Raw genomic sequence first — 24,525 nt, forward strand, 5'->3', positions numbered from 1 at the left:
CGGGCGAGGAGTGGCTGCATGAATTCTGATCGTGAACGACCGGCGGATCTGACGGTGAACCGTCCGGCTCAAAGGTTGGAGATTGTCTGGGGGGATGGACATCAAAGTCACTACCCTCTCAGTGGTCTGCGAAATGTCTGTCCGTGCGCCGATTGTCGCGGCGGGCATGAAAATATGGGCGGGCCGGTTGACAGAGCGGCGCTGCACCAGGTTTCTGACAAGACATGGGAAATTAAGCGGGCTGACCTGGTCGGCAACTACGCGCTCAATCTTACCTGGGCCGATGGCCACAACGGCGGGATATATTCATGGTCGTTTCTGCGGGAACTCTGTCCGTGTGATCAGTGTGAGGCTGAGGCGCGTCAAGCGGCCGAGGAAGCCGGGACCCTGGAATAGGGCGAACGATCATGGCAAAGAGCGACGACAAGGTAGTCTATTCCTCGGGAGACGATGATACGCCCAATCCCTTCGCCGAAAGCCTGGGCTTGACCCCGCCCAAGGCGGAGCCAGCTCCGACGGACCGTCAGACCTCCAGGCCATCCGGGGCGCCCGTTCCCTCCCTTCAGCGGGACACGCCTGTGCGGGTTTTCCGGGATCGGAAAGGCCGGCGGGGCAAGACTGTCTGCGTGATCACCGGTGTGATGAGTCGGACTAAAGGCAAAAAAGCACTGCTCAAAAAGCTCAAGAGCCAGTTGGGCACCGGTGGGACGCTCAAGGGGGACACCATCGAAATCCAGGGAGACCACCGGGAACGAATCGTGGAGATACTGAACGGTTTAGGTTTCAAGGCCAAGGCCGCAGGCGGATAGCGGGACCAGGATGTCGTAGCCCTGCCACGAATCTCGCCGTTGGGGTCTGGCCTGTGCGCGGCGCCTTTACGGTCAGGCGGCTCCATGATTTTTCCACAAAACACCGGCTGAAACCTCGACTCCTCTGTAAATTCAGAATGCCCAGGGGTGTTGCCTCTCTTGATCTATTGGGTTAGCCAACGCAGTGTCAGCGCCACGATCTCTCCACTGCGCTGCAATTTGGCGATGTCCAACGACTTGGCTCTGTCACGAACGCTGTTGATGTCGTCGTCAGCACCATCCCAGATCATCAAAACGGCTGGTACGTCCATCGTCTGGAACGGCGTATGGTCCCCTTCGTCCTTGCTGGAACGAACGTCAGCGCGAATGCCCAGCGCATCGGAGGAGGCGGACAATGCCCAGTGCAGCAATGATTCCCGACGCCGATCCCCTTCGAAGGTTGGGAAGAACCCCTGTCCCCCCGCGATGCTGTCGAGGTTGATGACGCCCAGGGTCTGCGACAGGGGAAGGGTCGGTTGCGCCACGTAGACTGTCGAGCCCCGTTGGTCAAGCTCGTCGCCATCCCAGGCCGCGAAGAGCACCGATCGGGAGGGTTCCATCCCCTGCTGCTTCCAGGTTCGGGCTACTTCCAGAAGTACAGAGACACCGGAGGCGTTGTCGTTGGCACTGGAATAGAGGGTGCCGTCCGGCCCCATACCCGCGCCGTCGTAGTGGGCACTCAGGACAACGACTTCGTCTGCCAATTCAGGGTTGGACCCGGGCCAGAGGGCCAGCACATTGCGGCCCTGTTGCTCCTGGGGCTCACCCAGGGGAACGAGCGCCTCCGCTTCAAGGTCGAGGCGCAACACCTCAGGTGCCGTGTTCAAATCCCTCAGGGTGATCTCGCCAAAACCCAGCAGAGCTTCAAAGGCATCTTTGGTCAACTGCATTACCGGCAGGGTTGGCGATATCGTCTGACTAAGGTCAACCGGCCGCCGGCTGCGAAGCTCGTTGGGTCCAATGTCGTTGGCCAGGATCAACGCGCCGGCGCCGGCCTCGGCTGCCCGGCGAACTTCCTCGTCCAATGCCTCCGATGGCTTGCGCAACGCCACCTTGCCGCCCAAGTTCATGTTGGTATAGTCAGAGTCCCGGACCCACACTACCTGCTCCCTGACGTCGCCGCCCAGGCCGTTGCCCTGCGTGAACTCCATGAAATCCTCGCGGTAGACCAGGGGCAGGCTTTCCCCGTTGCGATGCAAGGCCAGGACAGGCGTGGCTGCGGGCTGGGTCCGGGAAATGGCAAAGGTCTGAAAGTAGGAGCCATCAGCGCCGCCCGGAGCCAGACCCAGTTGCTGGAACTGGGCGGCGATGCTGTCACCGGCCAACCGGCCCCCTTCTGTACCGATTTCTCTGCCCTGGTACTGCTCACTGTCAAGGGTTTCGATCGATCCCATGGCGCGCTCGCCATCGAATGCCCGTGCCAGGGTTACCCAGTCGGCCGGGATGTGGTAAGCAGCCGAGGACTCCTTCCAGGCCTGTTCGAAATCCGCCAGTGAAAGGCCCAGCGCCGCCGGTATCGCGTCGATCAATGATGTGCTTTCGGAAAGCCTGGTCAGCAGATCATCCAGGCCCTGGCGGCCGTAGGTGTTCAACAGGTAGCGTGTGGCATCCCATCCCTGAGCTCGGGCCAGCGCTCGCTCGCTGATGGCCAGGCTTGCCGGCAGGGGCAGCTCTGCCAGGGGCCATAAGTTGTCCCGTTGAGCTGCCTTGGCTGCCTTACCGCTAAGACTGCCGGCCTGCTGCCAGCCGGTGCGCGGTGTTACCCATTGCAAGGCCAGGCGGCCCAGACCTGTGCGGAGCCACTGCGTTTCTGCCGACGATGAGATCCCGGCCTGAAGAAGCAGCTGCTCTACCAGGCTGTCCAGCAGCCTGTTACGCACATCCTGCACATCAGAAGCCCGATCACCGGCCTCGGCCAGGACGCGGATCGATTGACCATTGCCGGTCCATGTTTTGAGAGCTTCAGGCGCGGTGAAACCGGACGCCAGGGCGAATTCCCTGTCGTTGTTGTACAGATTAACCACCACAGGAGCCGCAGGCAGTCCCAGTATTTCGCCGATCAAGGCATGTGCCTGCTCAATCTGTGGCAGCAATGCTTCGGCCAGATCGCGATTGCTATGGCGATAGCGCAGGGTTACCAGGTCGCCTGCCGTTGAAAGCCATTGCGGACCGCCATATTGGAGGCGGTTCTCCTGTTCGGGGAACACCGCCTGGAAAGTGGCCCGCTTTGGTTCGCCATCCTCTTGCCACGTCGCACTGATTGCTGCGAGTGCGCCATCGGCGGTCAAACCATCCAGCCTGGCGGTGAGTTCCAGGTCATCGGGACGATTGGCCTCATCCAGCAAGGCAGTGAACCAGGTAGCTTCCTCGGAAAGCAGGGCGGGGTCCGCCGTGGCCACTGTGGACATGAACAGAGCCTGGTTGCCCTCGGAGATGGCCTGGGACCGGCGATTCATCAGCTCGGCGATCTGCCTATCGGCTCGTTGGAGGCGGTCCCGCCATTGGGCTTGCCAGGCCTGGTCGAAATCAGATGGGGATCGGCCAAGCACCTGCTGGAAGGCAAGCCTGGGATCATTGGACTCCGCCAGCGCTCTTGCCAGTTCGGGGACGATCTCCTCACCGTATTCCTGCAGGAGGAAACCGGTGGTGGCCCAGGCGACTGCCTGCCACGCGGAACTGCCGCCGGCAGGGTCCCGCAGCGAGGGGAAATCGTGTATCTGGTAGGGCACGGTGTCCTCCAGCATGGCTTTCAGGGAGGCCAGATACTGGCCTGGCTGAGCCTGACGGCCGGCGGAACTGGCGAAATGCAGGGGAAGCCCGTGCCACAGCCACGGCGCCGTCTCTTCCTGCAAGCCCAGTTGCGCCAGGGCCAACTGGGTGACGACGGTGGTGAGGGTTTCGGTACGGGTGATCTGTGAGCTGGCAATCAGGTGGACATTGTTGTCAACGACCCAGGTTTCCACGCTGTTGGGTAGGTTCAGGCCTGCGGCGACCTGCAACCGCTCCCGGGTTGGATGGAGATAGAAATCGCCGGGCGGCGCCTGTCGGGAAATGCCCATCCGTTCCCGCACTGCCTCGTAGTTGTTCCCGGCCATTTCGAGTACTTCGTCGACGAATCTGTCCGGTTGATAGGCGTGATGGAGGATCAAGGATGGGTTAGCCGTCGCTTCCAGGGCAGGCCCATCCAGCAGCCAGCGGCCCGTTTCCCGGGAGAACAGGGTTGGTCCGCTGAATCGTCGCACTACATCCCTGTCGGGGGAGCGCATTTCGTAGCGCAACGTGCCGGTGGCGACATCGCCGACCACAATCGGATTGGCAAGCAGGATATCGAGATGCTCCGGGGGAGCAACAGAGAGATCGAGCCACCAGCTTGCGGCCAGCGATCTCCGATCGGCCTCAAAGGTATCCAGAAAGGCATCCATATCTCGCTGGTCAATGGCTGTGCGTTGCTGATCAAGCAGTTGTTCGAGTTCAGGTTCCACCGATGCAAAGGAAAACAGGGCCAGTTGTGCCAGTTCGCCTGCCGCCTGGAGTTTATCCGGATCGATGACGTTGATCTGGTCGATGGGACGGTGGTAGTGGGCCAGTCCGGGGTCGTCTGCGGCGTAGTCGGCAAACCAGATGATCATACTGGCATCCACGCCGGCAGCCCGGAAGGGTACATGGTCGCTGCGCCCGCCATCCTCCAGGGTAGCCGAGATACCCTTGCTGGTGGCCAGGGCGATGAACTGATCGGCCACCGGGCCAGTTCCGTCCACCGCCAGGGTATCGCTGCCTGCGCCCACCATGTCCAGGTTGAGATAGGCCACGGTTCTGGAGAGAGGAAGCGTCGGGTTTTCGACAAAGTAGCTGGAGCCCCACAGTCCCTGTTCCTCGGCGTCCCACGCCGCGAAGACCACCGAGCGGCGGGGCACGAAACCCTGCTCCTGCCAGTCCCGGGCGATTTCCAACAGAGTGGCGATGCCCGACGCGTTGTCGTTGGCGCCCCAATAGACAGCGCCATCGACCCGGCGACAGATCTCGTCGCCGTCGATATTCTCTCGTGTGCAGAGCAGCCCGTCCGGGTCATCCCCAAGGTGATCGAAGTGCCCGCCCACCATTACTACCTGGCCGGCGAAATCGGGATCGGAACCGGGAATGATACCAAGCACGTTGCGCGCGATTGCACCCGTTTTTTCTTCCAGTTCTACCTGGAGGTGAGCATGGGTTTGCAGAGGTGTCCCCTGGGCCTGGATGGTCAGATCTTCCAGGGTGAGGTCGCTGCCGGCCAGCAGATCATGGACCAGCGCGGGTTCTATGATGAAGGCAGGCAGGGGGACCGGCACCAGCGGAATTCGGTAGCGTCCAATGCGGTCGATGGGTCGTTCGTCCGGTGCACCGATCAATAGCAGGCCGGCAGCGCCATGCTCGATGGCGTTGCGGGTGACATCCTCGGCGCCACCTTGCCGGCAGAGCACGATCGTATCCACCGCGTCAACCTGGTCGAAGTCGGCGTGCCGGCAGTAGTTGGCCCAAACCAGCGGACCCTCGGCTTCCCCCTGGCCGGCGTAATCGCGCACAAAGGAGCTGTAGTCGGTGCGAAACTCGTAGGGTCCCAGGGCCTCACCGTTGGGGTCGAAGATTTCGAGGACAGGCGGGGTGGTGTAGCCGATGAAGTAGTCTAGGGGGAATTCCTGAAAAAAACTGCGTTCGCCGTCCCGGGTCAGATCCCCGGCTGGCTGCAGATCATAACGGGAAAAGGCGTCGGCGATGTACTCGGCAGCCGCGCTGCCCCCTGCTGTGCCGGGCCGGCGGCCATCGAAGGGTGGCGCCGCAAGGATACCGATGCGCTCCATGGCCTGTTCTGCCGAAAATGCCTCTGCCAGAGCCTCGTGATCTCCCTCGCGGGCGGCGTTGCCAGGTTCACGGAGCAGCGGCGTGGTTCCGATGTTGAGGGTGTTGGCAGTGGAAGGCTGACCAGCCATCCCGGTGGATTCTGCCAGGGCCGCGGTTTGGCCCTGGCCATTTCCTGTAGCGTCGGCCGGCACCAACTCTCCCGAACTGGCGCTCGAGGTGGTGGAGATTTCACCGGGCGTCCTGGTGATCTCATCGATTCGCTCATTTTGCTGGAACCACCAATAACCCAGGCCCATGGCCCAAGCCGTCAGGAGTATCCAGGCAATGATGAGTAGGGGTTTTTGTTTTTCACTCGTCATTACTATCTACCGAATCTACGCTCGATTTCCTCTCTCCTTCAGTAAACTGGCTGCCAGGCTGGCTGGCTATTATTTCCCTGGTCCTCGGTGATCTGGGTCGTCGCGCTGCCCAGATCATCGACCAGGTGGATCAGCATGTCGCCATCGGGCACAAAGCCTCGACCGCTGGCTGTGTAGTGCTGGGATACGAAAGCGGCCTGGCGTCCATCGGGGGACCAAACGGGCACAAAGGCAGGATCGGCGACTCGCTGGCTCAGGTTGGTCAACTCGTCGTCGGCGATATCCAGGCTGTAGATGTCGGGCGCTGAGTTGCCTGTGCCGCCCATGAAGATCAAACGGTTGCCGTCGGGGTGCCAGGACATCCTGGTGAGAAACTCGAAGCCCAATCCACCCATGAGCATGGTCGTATCGCGTCCCGTTTCCAGCTCGTAGATAATCAGGCGCCGTCGTCGCCGTCCCGTGTCTTCGATCTCTCTGAATACCGCCAGCTGGCTGCCATCGGGGGAGAGCGCCGAGTCCAGGATGGTGCCTTCGATCAGCAGCTCGGGTGGTCCACCATCCAGCGCAAATGCATACATTCCCTGGCCATCCTCGCCATCCAAAGCCAGAAAAAGGGTGTTGCCATCGTTGGAGAATAGAATGGCCAGGTTGCTCTGGGCCTGGCTGATAGAAATGCCAGCGCGCCCGGCCAGGAGGTCCACCGGCTCCAAGTCTGCTTCGTTGGGATTAAAAAGCAGCAGTTGGGCTTGATCGTTCTCATTCCTTTCGTTGTTTTCGTCGCTGTCCTCGATGAAGAAAATGGCCGCCCTGGTGAAATCCTGGCTATGACCGCCGCTTTCCACCCAGCCTCCCCTCTTTTGCATGATCAGCTGGCGGTCGCCGCCGTCGGGCGTGGCCGAATGGACGCTGACTGTGTCGGTGGAATCGCCGAAGACACCGTTATCGTTGGTATCCTCGATCCGAGTCCAGATCAGGCGGGATCCGTCGGAAGGCCAGAAGGGATTTTCATCCATTCCCTCGTTTTCGGTGATACGCAGCTGATCGCTGCCGTCAGGCTGCATGACGTAGATCTCATCGTTGCCATCTCGGTCAGAGACAAAGGCGATCAACCCGTTGCGGGCGTTGCCGAGGGCTTGCGGCGGGCTTGCGATTGCCTGGTCGGTATCCGATTGGGTACTTTCCACGACTGCTTCGACCATGCCTGCCGGTTGGGCGGTTTCAGCAAGGCCGCGTTGGCGTACAGCCAAATAGACAGACCCTGCCAACAACATGAGTGCCACTATTCCAGTGATTGTCCACGCCAGTCTAAGGTTCATGGTTGCTCACCAGCTTGCATCCCGGCTGACCACAATCAGGGCCAGGTTTATCGCCGCACCAGCTTCCTGTAGCATCTCCGCTGAAAGAAGATCAATGGTGTCCCTGCGGATGTCGATCTCTGAATCGATTCGTTGGATGACGATGTTGGGTATTTCACGCCGCAACACCTGTTGATAGTCGTGGTGCAGGGGATCACCCCGCCGGACGTCAACGCCCAGGTCGCTGGCAGTGCGTTCGACCAGGTCGGCGACCCGTTCCGGCCTCTGGCTGATTTCCAGGGCATCGCCGCCGGCTCCCAGCCGGGTTAGGTTGAATCCAGCGACGGGGTTTAGTGGTCCAACTGGTCCTCCATAACTCTCGACATAATACTCGGCGCCCGACTTGGTCAATTCCGATCCGGTCAACACAGCGAAGAGTACCGTCCGGCGGGGGGTATAATCCTGCTCGTGCCAGAGCCGGGCAATCTCCATCAGGATACCGATTCCGCTGGCGCTGTCGTTGGCGCCGTCGTAGCGGACACTGCCATCGGGTTCGATACCGGGTGAATCGTAATGCGTGTTGATCACCACCAGCTGTTGGTTGAGGGCCACATCCTGGCCCGGATAGTAGCCCAATACGTTGTTTATCGTAACCCGTTCCGGTTCCGTCAATTCTACCTTGATTTCAGCCTGTACAGGAAGCGGGGCTTCGAGCCACGCACTGCCACCCGAATCTCTCAGATCGGCGACCTGCTCTTCCAGCGCTTCCAGGCTTGACCCCCCGGCCTTCAATAACCTATCGGCCGCGTCGGGCGACAGGGCCAGCACCGGAAGGGTAGGTTGTCGCAGGTAATCCTTCTCCACATCGGCCAGGTGAAAAGTACTCCTCAACTTCAGAGGATCCTCTTCGACAAGGATGACTGCTTGCGCTCCCCGGATCAACGCTTCGGTGGTAAAGCCGTCGGGCATGTTGTGGCCCAACGCCAGCACGATACGATCGCGCAGATCCATCCCTCGGTAGCTTTCGTTGTCCCAGCGGCGCCGACCAAAGGCGATGGCGGTGATGGGGGCCTGGGCCTCGCCACTGCCGGCGTGGTCGTCGATGCGCACGCCGAAGTCAATCTGGTGATCAAAGTTTTGCACCAGCTGTCCCGACGGGTCGACAAGCCTTAGCTGCGGCGTGCCCAGGGGCTTTACCAGATCGGTCTCGATCTTCTGAAAGTAGGAGCGCCCGCCGCCGGCTGGTTGCATGCCGTATGCTTCGAACCTGGCGGCGATATAGTCCGCCACTGCGTCATGACCGGCGCTGCCTGCCCGTCGACCTTCACTGGACTCTGTCGGCCCGGCAGGGTCTGCCAGTTCAAGGATGTCGGAGGCAGTCGCCAGGGCAGCCTGCCCATCGAAGGTCTGAGCCAGGCGGGCGTAGGATGGCGCCGGCCCAACATTGTTGATGATATACCAGGTGGCGGCAACCACCATGACGACGACCACCAACATGCGTTTACTCAGCAGCATAGCCGTGTTCACGCCGGCGTGTTCGATCAGGCGACGTAGTCCCTCGCCCATGGCGTTGAAGCCGAGAACTGCCAGGAAAAAGGCCATGGCAGGATATAAGACCATCCAGGGGCGGCCGCGGGCCCAAACGCGGCTGTCGGCCATCATGGCGCCCCATTCGGGAATGTCAGGAATGGTCGCAGAGACCTGGAAGATGTTTTCCTGCTGGGTGCCGCCCCCCATAAACACGCTGACGAATCCCAACTCACCCAGCAGCATCAGGGTCGCGCCCATCTCCAGGAGGGAGATGACTATCAGAGCTGGCAGGATATTGGGCAAGACGTGCCGGACGGCGATGGCGGAGCCTGTCAGACCCATGGCCCTGGCCCCCTCGATGAACGGCCGGTTGCGCAACACCAAGAACTCGCCGCGAATATACTGGGCGATCTCACCCCAGCCAACAACACAGAGGGCGATCAAAAAGACGATGATTCCCTTGCGAATGTCCAGGGCAAAGATAAGGATCATGCCGGTCAGAAGCAATGGCAACGCGGTGGTGACGCCGACCGTGCCCATGATGAACCGATCCATGCTCTCCCCTTCGTTCCAGCCGGCAAGGATACCCAGGATCGTGCCAAGCAGCACTCTTGCCATAGTGATGAAGGTGGCGGCAACCATGGTATTGCGGGTGCCATAGAGCAGCAGGCTGAGAATATCCCGGCCCCACTGATCGCTGCCCATGGGTTGTTGGGGCGAAGGTGGAAAGGGAGGCGACTGAAGTTTGCCCTCCACCATGGTCAGGCTGGTGGTGCCAACCAAATAAGGATTCTCCGGTGCGAAAAGGGGGCCGAAGAGGGTGATGAAAAAGAGAAAAACCACGATCACCATGCCCACCATCAGGGGCAAGTTCATCACCAGGTTGCGAGCGCTGACCCGCGGCCGGGAATGGGCTATCCTGGTTCCCGGATCCTCGTCCTCGGGCCTGGGCGGCAGCTGGAGGTTGCTGAAATCCGGTTTCCCGTTTAGAAACCGTTTCAGCGTGCGTGCGTGATCAGTCATTGTCGTTCATCAGGCGGCCTGGTCGCGCAGCCGGGGGTCGATAAAACGATACATAACGTCCAGCGCCAGGTTGACCAGCAAAAAGGTAGTGCCCAGGGCCAGGGCCAGGGCAGCGACCACCTGCGTCTCGCCGTTCTGGATTCCAAGTAGTAGACGATTGCCCAGGCCGGGCCAACCGAAAAAGAACTCGACCACTGGTAGTGTGCCCAGGGCAAAGCGCAGCGAGATGGCTCCAGCCGTGAAGATCGGGACCGCGGCATTGCGCAGGGCATGTCCGTTGATTACCTGTCTGAGGCTAAGCCCTTTGGCCGTTGCGGTGCGAATGTAATCCTGGCCCAGGACTTCACCAAGGGTCACAAAGGTTACGCGTGTGATGTAGGCAACCGGGCGGGCCGATAGCACGATGAGTGGGAAGAGCATGTGCCGCCAATCCCAACCGAAACCACCGACGAAGGCGATGCGTATCCCATAGTTCTGCACTACCTTGATGGAGAGCATCTGCAGGAGCATGGCAACGAAAAAAGAGGGAATCGAGATACCGATGACCGTTGCCGAAAGCAGTGCGAAGGATGCCAGCGATGTTCGTCGCAGCGCCGCAATGGTGCCCACCAACAGGCCCAACAGGGTCGAGATGACCAGAGAAGCAAGCAACAGCCCCATGCTGTTGACATAAGTTTCCTTAAGGATGTCGGTAATGGGTGTGGCGTGGTCACGGCTGACCTGCACCGCGCCCAGGTCTCCTTTTATCAGGTTGATGAAAAAGGTTTCCGTTTCGCCCACCGCAGCCTGGGCGTGGCGGCCAATGCGGTAATCGGGCCTGGGTGCGGTGGAATTGCGGGCCATACGCATGCCCAGGAAAACGAAGAAGACGATGGCAATAGCGACCACGAGGATAAAGGTGGCCCGACGGAGTGCGAATGAGATCATCGGTGGTGGTTTGGGAACGATTCACCAGGAGCTTGCATGGAATGGCGCGCGTCCTATGTACACAAACACGCGGGAGACAAGGTTCAATCCGTCATGTCAGTTGCGGCAAAACAAAGGCATAAAGAGCGACCAGATCCAGCAGCGCCAGCCCGGCGAAGGGCAGGGCGTAGGCAAACCTCATCATTCGGAGTTGAGTGGGCTCGCTCCAGCGGGGAATCAGGGCGCTCCAGGCGAAAAAGAAGAGACTTGAGGCAGCGAAGATAGCCAGCGACCATTTGTTGATGCCCGCGCCGAGCAATCCCCACATCACCGCGGCCAGGGCCGCTACGATGTAGACGATTGCCATCCAGCGCGCGGACACTGGACGCAATATGGCACACCAGCCCAGGGCAACTGCCAGTGCGATGGCGGGCAGGGCAGGAAATAGATAACGCCCCTGGGGCTGTACAAATATCATGTTATAGGCCGCATAGATTGCGACGGTCAGCAGGGCAGAAAGTGCCAGCAAACCGAGGGCCCATTTCTGGAAACGGATCTGGGCGGTATCGTTGGACTGTAGCGTCGCGCGATTGCGTGATTGCGATCCGTCGTTGACTCTTCGACCAACCAACAACGCCAAACATCCAGTTAAAACGGCCAGCGTGAAGGCCAGTAGCAGGGTATAGATCCGGCTGTCCATCCAGACACCCATCCATCCAAATACACCCCAGAAGCTGTCGTGGCTCCAGACAGCGAACCGTTCCAGCGCCGGACCCAGACCCGACTCTGCCAGCAGGGTGGCGGTGCGAAGCTGGCCTTTGACGACCGCGTCGTGGGTGCGGCGGGCCAGGAAATCCATCTGGCCATATTCACGGGCGTTGCGGGCATACCAGGGCAACGCCATGAGCAACGCCGCCACCGCCGCTACCGCTGCGAAGGTTATCGGTCCCTGCCGGGAGAAGAAGGCGGGGCAGGCAGTGGCCGGCGCGGTTGCCGCACTGCCAGCAGTTCTGCCTGGACGACCGGTTGTCGGACGGCCCTGTTCAACCCAGACGATCAGCGGCGCTGCCAGGGCGACCGGGACAGCTACATAGGCGCTCACCTTGGTGATCAGCGCAAAACCCAGCAGCAAACCGAGTAACAGGGCGTCAAGCCAATTCAGGCTGGCAGGGTCGACAAGACCGATTTTGACGTAACGTATCGAAGCGAACAGCACGGCTGCCAGCACCACCTCGGCCAACGCATCGTTGTTTATGGAAGCGGCCATGGCCACATGCATGGGCAAGTAGGCCACAAAGGCAGCGCCTCCGAGCTGAATGGCCGGACGATCGGGAAAGATCAGGCGAGCGATGCCGAAGATGAGCAAGACAAAGAGGGCGCCCAATAGAATTGACATAAAACGCAGCGGCAACAGGGCTCCACTGGCAAGGCGGAAGGTGACAGCCTGTAACAGATAGTAGAGGGGAAGTTGATGGCTCTCGTAGCGCACCGGGTCAATGGAGAGCTCAAGTGGGAAACGTTGACTTTTCAGCGCTTCCAGATAGGCTTCATCGTAGTCGCCGTCGCGCAACACAGGAAACTGACCGGATGTCGCCAGCTCTTTGATGTAGTTGTAATGGGCTGGCTCATCGGGGGCCTGCCAGGCCGGGATCTGCCATGCATACAGGCCCGCAATACCCAGGTAAATGAGAATGATCAGGATCAGCCAGATCCAGGTCGCAGCCATCCGACCTGCCCCGGCAGTTTGGCGAGACATGGGACCCATTGTACCGCAGATGGGTGGAAGGGGAAAAAAGCTTGGTTCAGGGGTGGTTTGACACGAGGTGAGGCTGCTGCTATTTTAGTGGAATGAACGGAATGCTTGCCTTTATCCTTGTGACGCTGATGGCGGTCCATTCCATGCCGGCCCCGGGTGCTGGCATGCCTGGTCCGGCGCGGCCTGTTTTCCTGACGCAGTCCCCACCGGCACCCACCCGCTTAACCCAGCTGGATCGGTTCGGTGATCTCCCGCTGGCAGATCTGCTGGGTGAGCCGGAGATTGGTTTTCGTTTCCAGGTCCTGAGTTCGCCCGGTGATCTTCTTCGGGCTGAAGTCGAACTGCGGCCCACCGGCGAGGCTTTCAACCAGGCCAATCTCGTCGGCGACCCTGTGCCGGCTGGCGGAACCGCCCAGTGGCTCGAGGTTTGGAATCGCGATCGGTTGCGACAAAGCGGCTATCACTGGCGGGCACGGGTTGTGGGGTCAGGAGGCGCCAGCGCCTGGGTCAACTTCGGCGACAACAGTGACACGGTGCAACCTCCAGCCCGATTCGCCGATGCCGATTTCTATAACCTGCACGAACCGATGGTGGCCTATCCAGACCCGCCTGCGGGATTCGAGGGCCTGGCACGGATTGGGCAACTTCCTCTGCTGGTCCCATCGGTGCAAACCTTCCAGGTGTCTTCATTTGATCGAAGCGAAGGCAACGCGGATGGGGGAAGCGAAGAACCGGGTCTGGAGACCTACTTCTACCGGGAGGGGGCAGCAGAGGTCGTGCTGGAGGCAAAGGGTCCTGGCCAGATCAACCGCATCTGGTTTGCCGAATCCAACGACCCGTCCTTTGTCAATACCCGCCTGCAGGTGTTTTTCGGCGGCGCCACGGAGCCGACCATTGATCTGCCTGTGGTGGACTTGATGTCGGGCGAGGTGCCGCCCTTCGTCGAGCCTTTCGTCTTGAATGCCGACCGTTCATCGGGGGGACTGATCTCCTATGTTCCCATGCCATTTCGGGATGGGGTCAAGGTACGATTCGCAGGACCCCACGCGCACTATCAGATCACCTATCAGTTGTTCGCTGAGCGGGGGAACATCGAGACCTTCACTGGCAACGAGGATTATACGCTCGCGCAGCACCTGTGGCGACGCACCGGCCTGGATCCCAAGCCCACGCGAGGCAATGAAACAGAGCAGATCGATGCGAACCTTGCATCGGGCGCTACTGTGATGCTCGTTGACCTGCAAGGTCCGGGGGCGCTGCAGAGTCTGCGGCTGCAACTTCCCCAGCTTCAGACAACCATTTACAGCGACCCGCCCCTGGAGGACACAGTCCGGGCCCATCTGGCAGGGGAGTCTCGCTTTCATCTCAGACCGCTTTTTTCCGATACGCCGACGCGGCTGCGAATGCGACGCGGTTGCCGTTTCGCGCCCCAGACTGCAACGGTCTTCGCTGGCGGGGCGGAACTGGGCCAGTGGATGCGCCAGGAGGGCAACGATCGCAACCGCTGGTGCGACGACAGTTTTTACCTGCCGTCGGACGTGGTTCTGGCAGGCATGCCCATCGACCTGCGGCTGGTCAGCGAGTCGACCGGCCATCCCTGGGAGGAGGCCCGCTACTGGCTGGAGCAACTCGATCTGGGCCATTGGCGGACTGCCGACGAACTGGATGTGGGCGATGTTCTGTCGGAGCAGGAACATGGCTACAGCATCGCGGGGCAGACAGGCTTTGGATTACAGGTCAACACCTATCCGGCGATCGTTGTATCCAGGCCGGACAGCCAGGCGCTGCTGGCAGGGCTGCGATTGCGAATCACCGCGGACGACCATGAGACAGCGGATGTGGATATCCCGGTTGGTGCCTTCTTTGGCTCAGCCGTTGGTGAGACGAACATCGAGTCGCTGATGGCTGGCATACAGCCAGAGAGGCATATCCTCTACTCCTATTGGCCCATGCCCTACGCCCATAGGCTGAAGATTGAATTGGTGAATACCAGTCACATACCTGTTCATGCCATGCATGCTGAGATTGCCTACGACCATACGGTCTATCCTTCACCAGGACGCCACACTGGCTATTTCCGGTCAGCGGAGTATCTTTCCCGGCCAACTGAAACGAGCACCGACCACGGGCTGATCCATGCCCGGAGCGCGGGCAAACTGGTGGGTCTGCACCTCCTGGTGCACTCGGGCAACGAAGCCTTCATCGAGGGGGATGAACGCTGGCATGTGGACGGTGCGCGAACGCCTCAGGTACGGGGCACGGGCACGGAGGATGTCTTCAACGGCGGTTGGTACTACAATCGAGGCCGTATTATTCGGCCGGTGCACGGTGCCAACAGTACTAGGCTGGAGGGCTGGATCGATCAATACCGCTGGTTTCTCAACGATTTCATCTCCTTCGCAGACCGTCTCGATGGCGGCATCGAACATGGCCCGACCAACGATATCAACGGTGATTATTCATCGTGGACCTTTGCCTACGCGGCCGAAGGCAGCGCGTTGCTTGGAACGGACAGTGTGGATCTGGACGACCCCGATTCGATGATGGATCACCAGGTTGAACTATCTGGACCGGTGCAGCCTTTTCAGATGGTCGGCCAGTTTGAGGGCGACGACGATTCGCTGGTTTCGGATGGCGGATTGCAGTTGCAGGCGGGATCGGTGCTTTCGGTCACGCTGGCGGTGGATCCGGCAGCGCGTCAGATTCTACTGCGCCGGCGCTACGACCAGGGTGAGAACAAGGAACAACTTCGGGTCTGGGTCGATGGGCAGCAGGCTGGCTTCTGGGTGGACGGGGGCCGAAATACCAGCAGGCGTTGGCGGGAGTCGATTTTCCTGGTGCCGCCGGAACTGACGGCGGGTAAAGGCCGTGTGATGGTGCGTTTCGAACCAGTGTCGTGGGCCGGCAGCCAGGGTGCAACGATGGCCCGGTTGACAGCGCTCAGCCAATACCGGGCCGAGCATGACATGTGGTTGCCCATGGTTATCGTCAATAGTCATTGACATTCGGGTAGCTCTCGATTAGAATGGCCAGACAGCGCCGCGGCATGGGTTGGCGAACGATCGGATTGGAGAGAGACTGGAAAGCAGGGCGCTGCGACAACCTAATGGAGGACCATCTGACTTCTTCGAAGACACGCGACCAGGCACCTTTGCGCCTCTTGCTGACCGCGGCCGGCACCCTGCTGCTGGGTGCCATCCTGCTTCTTCTGCTGGTGGGCTGCGCTCGCTACGGGGGCGCGGAAGGACTGGTCAAACGCATCCAGGTTGAGCTCGCCTCCCAGAAACCCCATCCCGAAATGGTGCCAACACCGCTGCCGACGCCGACGCGCGCTGCTGCTGAGACCAATGGTCCATCGCCAACGGCTGCTGCTTCAACCCCGCTGGAAACGCTTGTGCTATCGCCATCCTCCCCCAGCGCGGTGGAATCAGCGGAACAGACACCGGACGCCGATCTCGCTGATTCAGTTCCCGATGAGCCAACACCGACACTGATAGCGACTCCGATGGCGCCTTCTGCCAGCCCGACCGCTGCAGGCTTGCCCGTGGCGCTTGCGTTGGAAGGTTTGTCTCATTATTGGCAGACCTGGAACAACTGTGGCCCTGCAACCCTGGCGATGAATCTGAGCTACTTCGGCAGCACCTTGAGCCAGGAGGAGACAGCGGCCGTTCTCAAGCCGGACGACGACGACAAGAATGTCAGTCCCCGGGAGATGGCGGAATTCTCGCGGGCGCTGGGATTGCGGGCGTTGGTTCAGGTCAATGGCAATCCGGCCGTTTTGCGCCGGCTGCTGGACGCCGGCGTTCCCGTGTTGATCGAAACCTGGCTGGAGCCTGAGCCAAACGATGGCATGGGCCACTATCGTCTGCTAACAGGCTTCGACGACTCGCGGCGGCAGTGGATCGTTTATGACAGTTACGTCAGCGAGGGAGTCGATCCCGAAAAGCCCTATGCGGGCATCCGGTTGAGTTACGATGAGACGGAAGCGCTGTGGCGGGTATTCAACCGGACCTATCTGGCAATCTTCGATGACGCGCGAGCGCCGGCTGTGCTGGAAATCCTGCGTGATGAGGTTGATGCCGGAACGATGTGGACGCGGTCGAGGGCAACCGCCCAGGCTGAGGTCGAGAGACAGCCGGACGATGCCTACGCCTGGTTCAATCTGGGCAGCAGCCTGGTCTCGCTGGGCCGGTACGACGAGGCTGCCAGTGCCTTCGACCGGGCCCGGGTGATTGGTTTGCCCTGGCGAATGCTTTGGTACCAGTTCGGGCCCTTCGAGGCCTATTTTGAGACGGGGCGATTCGCCGAGGTCATTGCTCTGGCAGATGCAACTATCGCCACGGTCGACAACATCGAGGAGATTCATTTTTGGAAGGGCAAGGCGTACCAGGCGACGGGTGACCTGCAAGCGGCCCGAGCGGCTTTAGAACAGGCCATCGGTTACAACCCAAACTTCGTTGGGGCGGTTGAGGCCCTGGCGGAATTGGGAACCACCGACTGAGTGCCGCTTATTTCGCAGTGCTTTTTGACGCCGACGCAGCGACCTGGTGACACGAGGACGCGGCGACATCGCTGCCTGAGTGTGCGCCTGGTTTTCTGTTCACATCCTTCCAACCACCCGACACCATGACCAACGAATCGGCTACTGCCGCTGGCGAGACACGTCGCCAAAACTCGCAGCGACTGACCCACATCAGCCGCAACACCCTCATCGTCGCTGCATCTTTTGGGTTGGCAGCCGTGGTGGGCCTGGTGCGAAACGTTGTCATTGCTCAGCAGTTTGGCATCGGTGCAGACCTGGACGCCTATTTCGCGGCCTTCAAGCTGCCCGACCTGCTTTTCACCATCGTGGCGGGGGGTGCCCTGGCAACGGCATTCATCCCGATTTTTGCCAACTTCCTTTCGGCGGGGGATCGAAAGGGAGCCTGGCGTCTCGCCAGCGCCATCACCAATCTGGTGATGATCGTAGTGTCGACCCTTGCAATCCTGGCCGCGGTCGCTGCGCCATGGTTGGTAGAGACATTGATCGCTCCTGGATTTAGCGCAGCCCAACAGGCTGAAACGGTCGATGTGATGCGCATCGTGCTGATCTCGACGGTCATCTTTGGCATAAGTGCCGTTCAGGGCAGCGTGTTGCACGGCTTCAAACACTTCCTGTTGCCCGCCTTGGCGCCGGTGGTCTATCCACTGGGTATCGTGGTGGGTGCCATCTTTCTGGCGCCAACCATGGGTATCAAGGGCCTGGCAATTGGCGCTGTGATCGGCTCGTTGCTGAACCTGCTCATCAAGGTACCTGGATTGATCTATTATGGATTCCACTGGTGGCCGGTGCTGGATCTGCGGGGTGTCCACGCGGAGCCAGTGCGCCGGGTGCTGGTGCTGATGGGGCCGCGCGTGCTCGATCTGGCCGTGTTTCACGCCACGCTGCTGGCGGCGACTAATCTAGCTTCCCGGCTGGGTGAGGGCAGCGTCAGTGCTCTTGAATGGGGGTGGGACGCTATGCAGTTGCCCGAGACGGTCATTGGCACGGCGTTCGGATTGGTGGCATTCCCGACCATGGCGGAACTGGCGGCACGTAACGATCGCGACGGGCTGCGTGACACCCTGGGTGAAACCCTGCGAGCGGTGATTGCTTTCAGTGTGCCCGCGGCTGTGGGCTTGATCCTCTTGGGCCGGCCGCTCCTGGCCCTGCTCTATCAACGAGGCGCTTTCGATACCCAGGCGACGGAAGCGGTCTACACCACCCTGCGGCTCTTCGCCCTGGGCCTGGTTGGCCACGTATGCCTTGAGCTTGTGGCCAGGGCGTATTTCGCAGAGAGGGATACTATCACGCCGCTGATTGTTGCCGTGGTATTCGCTGTTGTCTATCTGTTACTGGCAATTGCCCTGATGGTGCCCATGGGCGCGGGTGGCCTGGCTCTGGCCAATTCACTGGCCATCACTGCCGAAGTGCTGACGCTGGTGTGGATACTGCGCCGGCGCTGGGATGGCATCCAGGGGATGGCTACCCTGTGCTCGTTGGCGCGGGTTCTTCTGGCCAGTGGCATTATGGCATTGGCGCTGTTGGCGGTTCTGGCCGCAGCGGAGAGCGCAGGTCTGGACGCCCTGCCGACCGTGGTCATCGCCGGTGGTATTGGCTTTCTGACCTACCTGGTGGCAGGGTTGCTTCTGGACGTGCGAATCCTGCGCGAGCTACCGAGAGCGCTGTTGGGAATGGAAAGCGACTGGTAAGGCCGGACTTAGCCGCAGGAGGAGCCGTTGCACTCGTTCTGCAGGTGAATCGGCTGGTCACCCTGCAGATTTGAAACGGCATCTGCCATTGGGAAGGAGAGGGTGGCAACTCCAACCAGAAAGAGAGCTGTTACCCAGCGCCGAAGATTGCGGGCGAGGGAGAGAGTCATGGTCGTTCCTCCGTTGAATGACTGGAGGTTTAACGAACCAGGGGATCCCGCCGCAGACGCGGCTCACGTGACTGTCTCGGAAAACCCGGCTGACTATGGGGTTGTGTCCCTCCGGTGGGATAAGCTGCTCTCCCCCCAGAAGGCAGCTTATCCCACTCGAAGGCCTGGGCAATTGTCTGGCGAACCTTGTTGCCTGAGGCCAGGGTCTGGAAGTCGTATCAGGATTGCAGGGTGCTGGCCAGATGGCGGGCAAATTCGAAGATTCCCTCTTCTGGCGGGAAAAACTCCACATCACCTGCTTGAAGCATTCTTCGGTCACGGGCACCGGAGTCGCCACCAGGACCCGCTACAATTTTCGCGTCGCTGGTGCATACCTGCTTGAGAAGCTGGGCAAGCCGTGGATCGTGCCTGAATTGATTCAACATGCGCAGACCGGCCGGAATGACAAGGCATTCTGTTTCGGGTGCAGCCGCCAGGGCCTCACCAAGGCGCATGTCCGGCTCGATGGCCAGGCCATGGGTGCCGGTGATGTGCTGTCCATGCAGACCGACGATCTTGACCTTTAGTCCGGCCTCTCGCAGAACACTGACGAAAACGGTGACTGGCACCTCGTCGAACTGGGTTCCCCAGAGTACGAATATCATCATTTACGACTCCCGTTCGTGACTGCCACATCGTCAGGTTCCCGCCACCACCCATGTCATTCTCACACCAACACTTCTCTGGTTACAGCATACACTACCTGGACTCTATTGGACTATCGATTGTCTACACAGACTCTGTCCAAGTCTTTCGAACACTGCAAAAGCCTTTGCTACGCGATCAGAGGATCGGCGCTGCAATTGCCTGGCTCGCCTGCGCCCTCGTGTCCTGGAGACAGTGCAATAGGCTGCGCGTCATTCCTGCATGACATGCCGTGGCAAAGTGCTTGGCGCGCGCGGGGCTAGGGGGTGGGTCAAAAATGCCGAATTGAGAATTGCGCCATGTTCTCTTGCATCCTGGACGTTTTGTGGTATCCTACTTTGCACTTTCGCCCCCTGTTTTCCCGGATTCCATCGCCCTTGGCGAACCCGATCTGGTGGGGATGGCTGAGACAAGGATCACTGCCATGCAAGACCAATCATTGGACAGCCTTCGCGAGCAGGTAAAAAAGACTCTGTCGCAGTGGGGAAAGGGTTCTTCCGAACATGCCCTGAAACACCTGCAACTTGTCAGGAAGCGAAGCCGGGAATCGGGCGTTTCTCAGACTCAGGCTGCCAACCAGGTGCTGTTTGAGGCTCTTGAACGGCTCGAGATGGAAGCCCCGCAAGGAGCCCGGATACTGCAGTTGCATTATCTGGAAGGCATGAGCATGCAGCAGGTCGCCAATCGTTCCAATCGTGCCCAGGCCTCCTGTTTCAATATCCAGCGACGGGCCATTGACCGGCTTGCCAAGATCATCGACAGGCAAGAGAGCGAACTGCTTGAGAGCATGGCCCGCGAAGCAACGGCGCGCCTTGGTCTACCCTCCTACGACCGCTTGTTTGGGGTCGACGCTCACCTGGACGAACTGCAGAGCCTGGTTCGTCGTTCAGCTCAACCCTGGCTCATTCTGCTGGAGGGAATCGGCGGCATTGGCAAGACGAGCCTGGCCGATGCCCTGGCACGCCGGGTGTTGGCAGAGGGTGATTTTGACGGCATCGTCTGGACGACCGCCCGCAAGCAGGTCTTTCGGCTGAGCGGCCATATTGAAACAGTGGTCGATCCTGTGCTGTCGGCCGAGGCGCTGGTGGAGCGGCTGGCCGAGCAGGTCATCGGCGACATGGCCTTGTTGCCCGTTCCCTTCGACATCGATCGAGTGCTGCCGATCCTGCAACAACACCTGGATGAGCGCCCGCACCTGCTGGTGATCGACAACCTGGAGACGGTGGTCGATCTGGAGACCTTGTTGCCCTCCCTGGCATCTCTGGCCAATCCCTCCAAGGTGTTGCTGACCTCGCGAACCGGCTTGCAGGATATGCCCAATATCTTCCGTCTGAACGTACCTCCCCTCAGCCAGGACGATGCGCGCGCTCTCCTCCGCTACGAGGCTCAACTGCGCAATGCCGTCCACCTGGCAGCGGCCAGTGACGGCGACCTGAACGCCATTTATGCCAGCACTGGCGGCAACCCCCTGGTGCTGCGCCTGGTGGTGGGACAGACCCTGGTCCACGATCTGCCTACCATTCTTCAGTCTCTGGGTGAGGCCCGTGGCCAGACGGTGGACCAGCTTTACACCTACATCTACTGGCAGGCGTGGAACAACCTGGACGAAAATGCCCAACGGGCCTTATTGGTCATGCCCCTGGTGCCGCCCAAGGGACAGGATCTCGATTTTCTGGTGCGCATCAGTGGCCTCGATCGGGCGCAAATGGTGGATGCCCTGGAAAGCCTGGTCAACCTGAATCTGGTGGATCGCCGCGGTGACTTGCACCAGAGCCGTTACACGATCCATCCCCTGACCCATGGCTTTTTGCAGGAGCAAGTGGCGAAATGGCAGTAGGCCCCGACCTCGACGCGCCTGCCTTATTTCAGACTTACATACAGCGCACGGTTCAGGCTGCCCTGGAGCAACTGGAGGGATCGGGCACGGCGTTGCCATTTGACGACGATCGCGATCTGGCGTTGCACACGTTGACCTTTGCTCTGGAACTGCCCACTGCCTGGGATGACACCAGTCGTCTGCTGATGACGCTGGCGCCCAAGATGGAACAGGCCGGCTTTCGCTCCGAGTGGATGGCGCTGCTGGACGAGGGTATCCAGACCAGCCAGAGGCGGGGAGACCGGCGCACCGAGGGGGAACTTCGCCTGCAGAAGGGCGTGCTTTGCCAGTTTCTGACCGACTACGATGGTGCGGCTGAACAATTCGGCCTGAGCGAGCGCTGTTTCCGTGTTTCAGGGGATGCGCGTGCACGCGCCCGGGTCTGGAACCGGCAGGCGTCGCTGGCCAGGCGGCAGGGGAAGCAGGAGGAAGCCGGGCGTCTGGTGGCAGCAGCATTGGAGGTTCTGCAGGATGCCGATGCGGAGCTGGGTTACAGCTATCTGGTGCTGGGCTTGATCGCCCTGGATGAGCGGCGATGGCCCGAGGCTGTAGAGAATTTCGAGGTGGCGTTGCGGCTCTTTGAACGGGCCGATGCCCAACGCTACCAGGCCTGGTGTCATAGCAATCTGGGATTGGTGCGGTGGTACCAGGGCGAGCTTGAGTTGGCGGAGAATCACCTATTGCGGGCGATCGGGCTCTTCGAGAGGATTGGCGACCCTATTCACCGGGGATCGGCCCTGATCAATCTGGGCAATGTTTACATCGATCGGGGCCAGCCCGCCAGTGCCCTGGCGTGTTATGGGGAGGCCGAGCCCATCTTTCGGCAGGCTCAGGACACGTTGAACCAGGCGATGATCTACAACAACATGGGCAAGGCCTATCGCGAGATGGGGAGATTTGGCGAGGCGCTGCCTGTCTGCCAGCGCAGTGTGGCGTTGTTCGGGCAGTTGCCCGGCCTGTTCAACCATCTGAACGCCATGGAGGGACTGGGGGAGACCTATCTGGCTCTGGAGTGCTTTGGGGATGCGCAGGGCGTCTTCGAAGCGATTCTCCGACAGCTGCCCGGCATGGACAACGTCGAGCGCCGGGCGAAGATGGAAGCGAGAATGAATGTCTACCTGGAGGGGATTGGCCGGGCTAGGGAGGCGCGGCGCTAGGGGGATGCGGGGATGCGGGGACGGTTTGGACCACGAAGGCGCGAAGTCTCACGCGCCAGCAGGCGTACCGTGAGGTAAGGACGCGAAGCGCGAAGGGTACGAAGGACGCGGGGATGTGGGGACGCGGGGATGGTTTGGACCACGAAGGCGCGAAGGTTCACGAAGGACGCGAAGCGCGAAGGGTACGAAGGACGCGGGGATGTGGGGACGCGGGGATGCAGAGACGCGGAGATGACGTCCACGAATGGGGTCACGAATTCACGAATTGCGCCAGCCACTGGACTGTGTATCCGTCACTCCCGCTTATTCCTACGCCACTCCCACGAACGCCAGCAGGCGATGCGTGAGCTAGGTAGCTAGGCAGGGACGCGAGGACCCAGGACGCGGAGATATGACGGCATGCGACATTTTGATATTTTTACGTTGTGACCCTGCATCACCGCGTCCCTGTCAGCCGATCTCTGGCAATTCCGCCAACGCTGCCTCGATCATCTCCTCGGGATAATCGTAATCAATGAGCTGATCGTTCAGGTAGGCGTCGTAGGCAGCCAGGTCAAAGTGGCCATGGCCAGAGAAATTAAAGACGATGGTCCTGGCCTCGCCAGATTCCTTGGCCGCCAGGGCTTCATCCATGGCAGCGCGCACGGCGTGGCTGGTCTCGGGTGCAGGCAGGATGCCCTCGGTATGGGCAAAGCTAACCGCGGCTTCAAAGCAGGCATTCTGCTGCAGAGACCGGGCCTCGATCAGGCCAGCCTGGGCCAGAGCACTTACCTGGGCGGACATACCGTGATAGCGCAACCCACCTGCGTGGATGGGCGCAGGTATGAAGTTGTGGCCCAGGGTGTACATCTTGACCAACGGGGTCAACATGGCGGTGTCGCCAAAGTCATAGGCGTAGGGCCCGCGGGTGATGCTTGGCGAAGCGGCTGGCTCCACGGCAACGATCCGGCTGTTCTTGCCGCCGGTGATGTTTTCCTTGACAAATGGGAAGGCGAAACCGGCGAAATTACTGCCGCCGCCCACGCAGCCGATGATGACATCGGGCCAATCCTCGCCGGCCAACTCCAGTTGCTTAATGGTCTCCTGGCCGATCACCGTCTGGTGCAGCATGACATGGTTGAGCACGCTGCCCAGGCTGTATTTGGTATCCTCCCGGGTGGCCGCCTCTTCAACCGCCTCGCTGATGGCGATGCCCAGGCTGCCGGTGGTATCGGGATCCCTTTCCAGGATCATGCGACCGGCCTGGGTCTGGGTACTGGGGCTGGGGACCACTGTTGCGCCCCAGGTTTCCATCAGGATACGCCGGTAGGGCTTCTGCTCGAAGCTTACCTTCACCATGTAAACCTTGCACTCAATACCAAACATGTTGCAGGCAAAGGAGAGGGCGCTTCCCCACTGTCCCGCACCCGTTTCGGTGGCGATGCGCTTGACACCCTCTTCCCGGTTGAAATAGGCTTGAGCCACGGCGGTATTGGGCTTGTGGCTACCAGGTGGACTCACACCTTCGTTTTTATAATAGATGCGGGCCGGTGTGTCCAGAGCCTTTTCCCAGCGATGCGCCCGATAGAGTGGCGATGGGCGCCAGAGCTTGTAGATTTCACGCACCTCATCGGGAATCTCGATGTAGCGTTCAGTGCTGACCTCTTGCATGATCAGCGCCATCGGGAACAGTGGTGCCAGGTCTGCGGGAGCGATGGGTTGCTGCGTGCCAGGATGTAATACCGGAGGCAACTCGATACCGGCTGACGGCAGGTCTGCATTGAGGTTATACCAGTGGGTTGGAATCTCATTCTCGGGTAGAATGAACTTGGTCTGGGACATGGGTTCTGGACTCCTTGATTGGGGAATTCGTTA

15 protein-coding genes are annotated in these 24,525 nt (G+C 60.4%); 7 read left to right on the forward strand and 8 right to left on the reverse strand.

The genetic code is table 11. From position 1 onward, the window contains the following. The first annotated feature begins 18 nt into the window (after nt 1-18). Nucleotides 19-396 carry a DUF971 domain-containing protein gene (locus U9R25_19070; GenBank protein ID MEA3337996.1) on the forward strand — a complete coding sequence of 126 codons (378 nt, stop codon included), beginning with the start codon at nt 19-21 and terminating at the stop codon, nt 394-396. An 11-nt stretch (nt 397-407) separates the two neighbouring features. Beyond that, on the forward strand, nt 408-809 hold the full coding sequence (locus tag U9R25_19075; protein MEA3337997.1) for a hypothetical protein: 402 nt from the start codon (nt 408-410) through the stop codon (nt 807-809). A 164-nt stretch (nt 810-973) separates the two neighbouring features. On the opposite strand, the gene U9R25_19080 is transcribed toward U9R25_19075, so the two are convergent. The 5 genes from U9R25_19080 to U9R25_19100 all read right to left on the reverse strand — a co-directional run bounded on the left by U9R25_19080 (nt 974) and on the right by U9R25_19100 (nt 12,553). Further along, nucleotides 974-6,043 (reverse strand): M20/M25/M40 family metallo-hydrolase, encoded by a 5,070-nt coding sequence (locus U9R25_19080; protein ID MEA3337998.1) that lies wholly within the window; start codon nt 6,041-6,043, stop codon nt 974-976. A gap of 38 nt (nt 6,044-6,081) precedes the next feature. Beyond that, entirely contained in the window at nt 6,082-7,359 is a 1,278-nt protein-coding gene (locus U9R25_19085) for a hypothetical protein (GenBank protein MEA3337999.1), read from the reverse strand. A 6-nt stretch (nt 7,360-7,365) separates the two neighbouring features. After that, nucleotides 7,366-9,891: a M28 family peptidase gene (locus U9R25_19090; protein ID MEA3338000.1), complete on the reverse strand. Its 2,526-nt coding sequence runs from the start codon at nt 9,889-9,891 to the stop codon at nt 7,366-7,368. Between the two features lie 9 nt (nt 9,892-9,900). Further along, nucleotides 9,901-10,818 (reverse strand): ABC transporter permease, encoded by a 918-nt coding sequence (locus U9R25_19095; protein ID MEA3338001.1) that lies wholly within the window; start codon nt 10,816-10,818, stop codon nt 9,901-9,903. Nucleotides 10,819-10,909: 91 nt separating this feature from the next. Then, complete coding sequence (locus U9R25_19100; protein ID MEA3338002.1) at nt 10,910-12,553, reverse strand: glycosyltransferase family 39 protein; 1,644 nt, start codon at nt 12,551-12,553, stop codon at nt 10,910-10,912. A gap of 101 nt (nt 12,554-12,654) precedes the next feature. On the opposite strand from U9R25_19100, the gene U9R25_19105 reads away from it, so the two are divergent. The 3 genes from U9R25_19105 to murJ all read left to right on the forward strand — a co-directional run bounded on the left by U9R25_19105 (nt 12,655) and on the right by murJ (nt 18,784). Further along, nucleotides 12,655-15,555, forward strand: coding sequence for a DUF2961 domain-containing protein (locus tag U9R25_19105; protein ID MEA3338003.1), 2,901 nt, complete (start codon nt 12,655-12,657; stop codon nt 15,553-15,555). 23 nt (nt 15,556-15,578) lie between these two features. Next, complete coding sequence (locus U9R25_19110; GenBank protein ID MEA3338004.1) at nt 15,579-17,054, forward strand: C39 family peptidase; 1,476 nt, start codon at nt 15,579-15,581, stop codon at nt 17,052-17,054. Nucleotides 17,055-17,179: 125 nt separating this feature from the next. After that, the gene (gene murJ, locus U9R25_19115) at nt 17,180-18,784 is read left to right on the forward strand and encodes a murein biosynthesis integral membrane protein MurJ (GenBank protein MEA3338005.1); all 1,605 of its coding nucleotides are present in this window, start codon (nt 17,180-17,182) and stop codon (nt 18,782-18,784) included. A gap of 8 nt (nt 18,785-18,792) precedes the next feature. Here the strand turns inward: murJ and U9R25_19120 are convergent, their stop codons facing one another. Next, nucleotides 18,793-18,954, reverse strand: coding sequence for a hypothetical protein (locus tag U9R25_19120; protein MEA3338006.1), 162 nt, complete (start codon nt 18,952-18,954; stop codon nt 18,793-18,795). A gap of 218 nt (nt 18,955-19,172) precedes the next feature. Then, nucleotides 19,173-19,601: a DJ-1/PfpI family protein gene (locus U9R25_19125; protein MEA3338007.1), complete on the reverse strand. Its 429-nt coding sequence runs from the start codon at nt 19,599-19,601 to the stop codon at nt 19,173-19,175. 362 nt (nt 19,602-19,963) lie between these two features. On the opposite strand from U9R25_19125, the gene U9R25_19130 reads away from it, so the two are divergent. Then, complete coding sequence (locus U9R25_19130; GenBank protein ID MEA3338008.1) at nt 19,964-21,475, forward strand: NB-ARC domain-containing protein; 1,512 nt, start codon at nt 19,964-19,966, stop codon at nt 21,473-21,475. Continuing rightward, entirely contained in the window at nt 21,466-22,671 is a 1,206-nt protein-coding gene (locus tag U9R25_19135) for a tetratricopeptide repeat protein (GenBank protein MEA3338009.1), read from the forward strand. Before U9R25_19130 ends, U9R25_19135 begins: the two co-directional genes overlap by 10 nt. Nucleotides 22,672-23,121: 450 nt before the next feature. Here the strand turns inward: U9R25_19135 and U9R25_19140 are convergent, their stop codons facing one another. Next, a complete protein-coding gene (locus U9R25_19140; GenBank protein ID MEA3338010.1) occupies nt 23,122-24,492 on the reverse strand; it encodes a TrpB-like pyridoxal phosphate-dependent enzyme in 1,371 nt (456 codons plus the stop codon). Nucleotides 24,493-24,525 lie beyond the last annotated feature (33 nt).

The sequence above is a fragment of the Chloroflexota bacterium genome (genome assembly GCA_034717495.1).
Classification (GTDB): domain Bacteria; phylum Chloroflexota; class Anaerolineae; order JAAEKA01; family JAAEKA01; genus JAYELL01.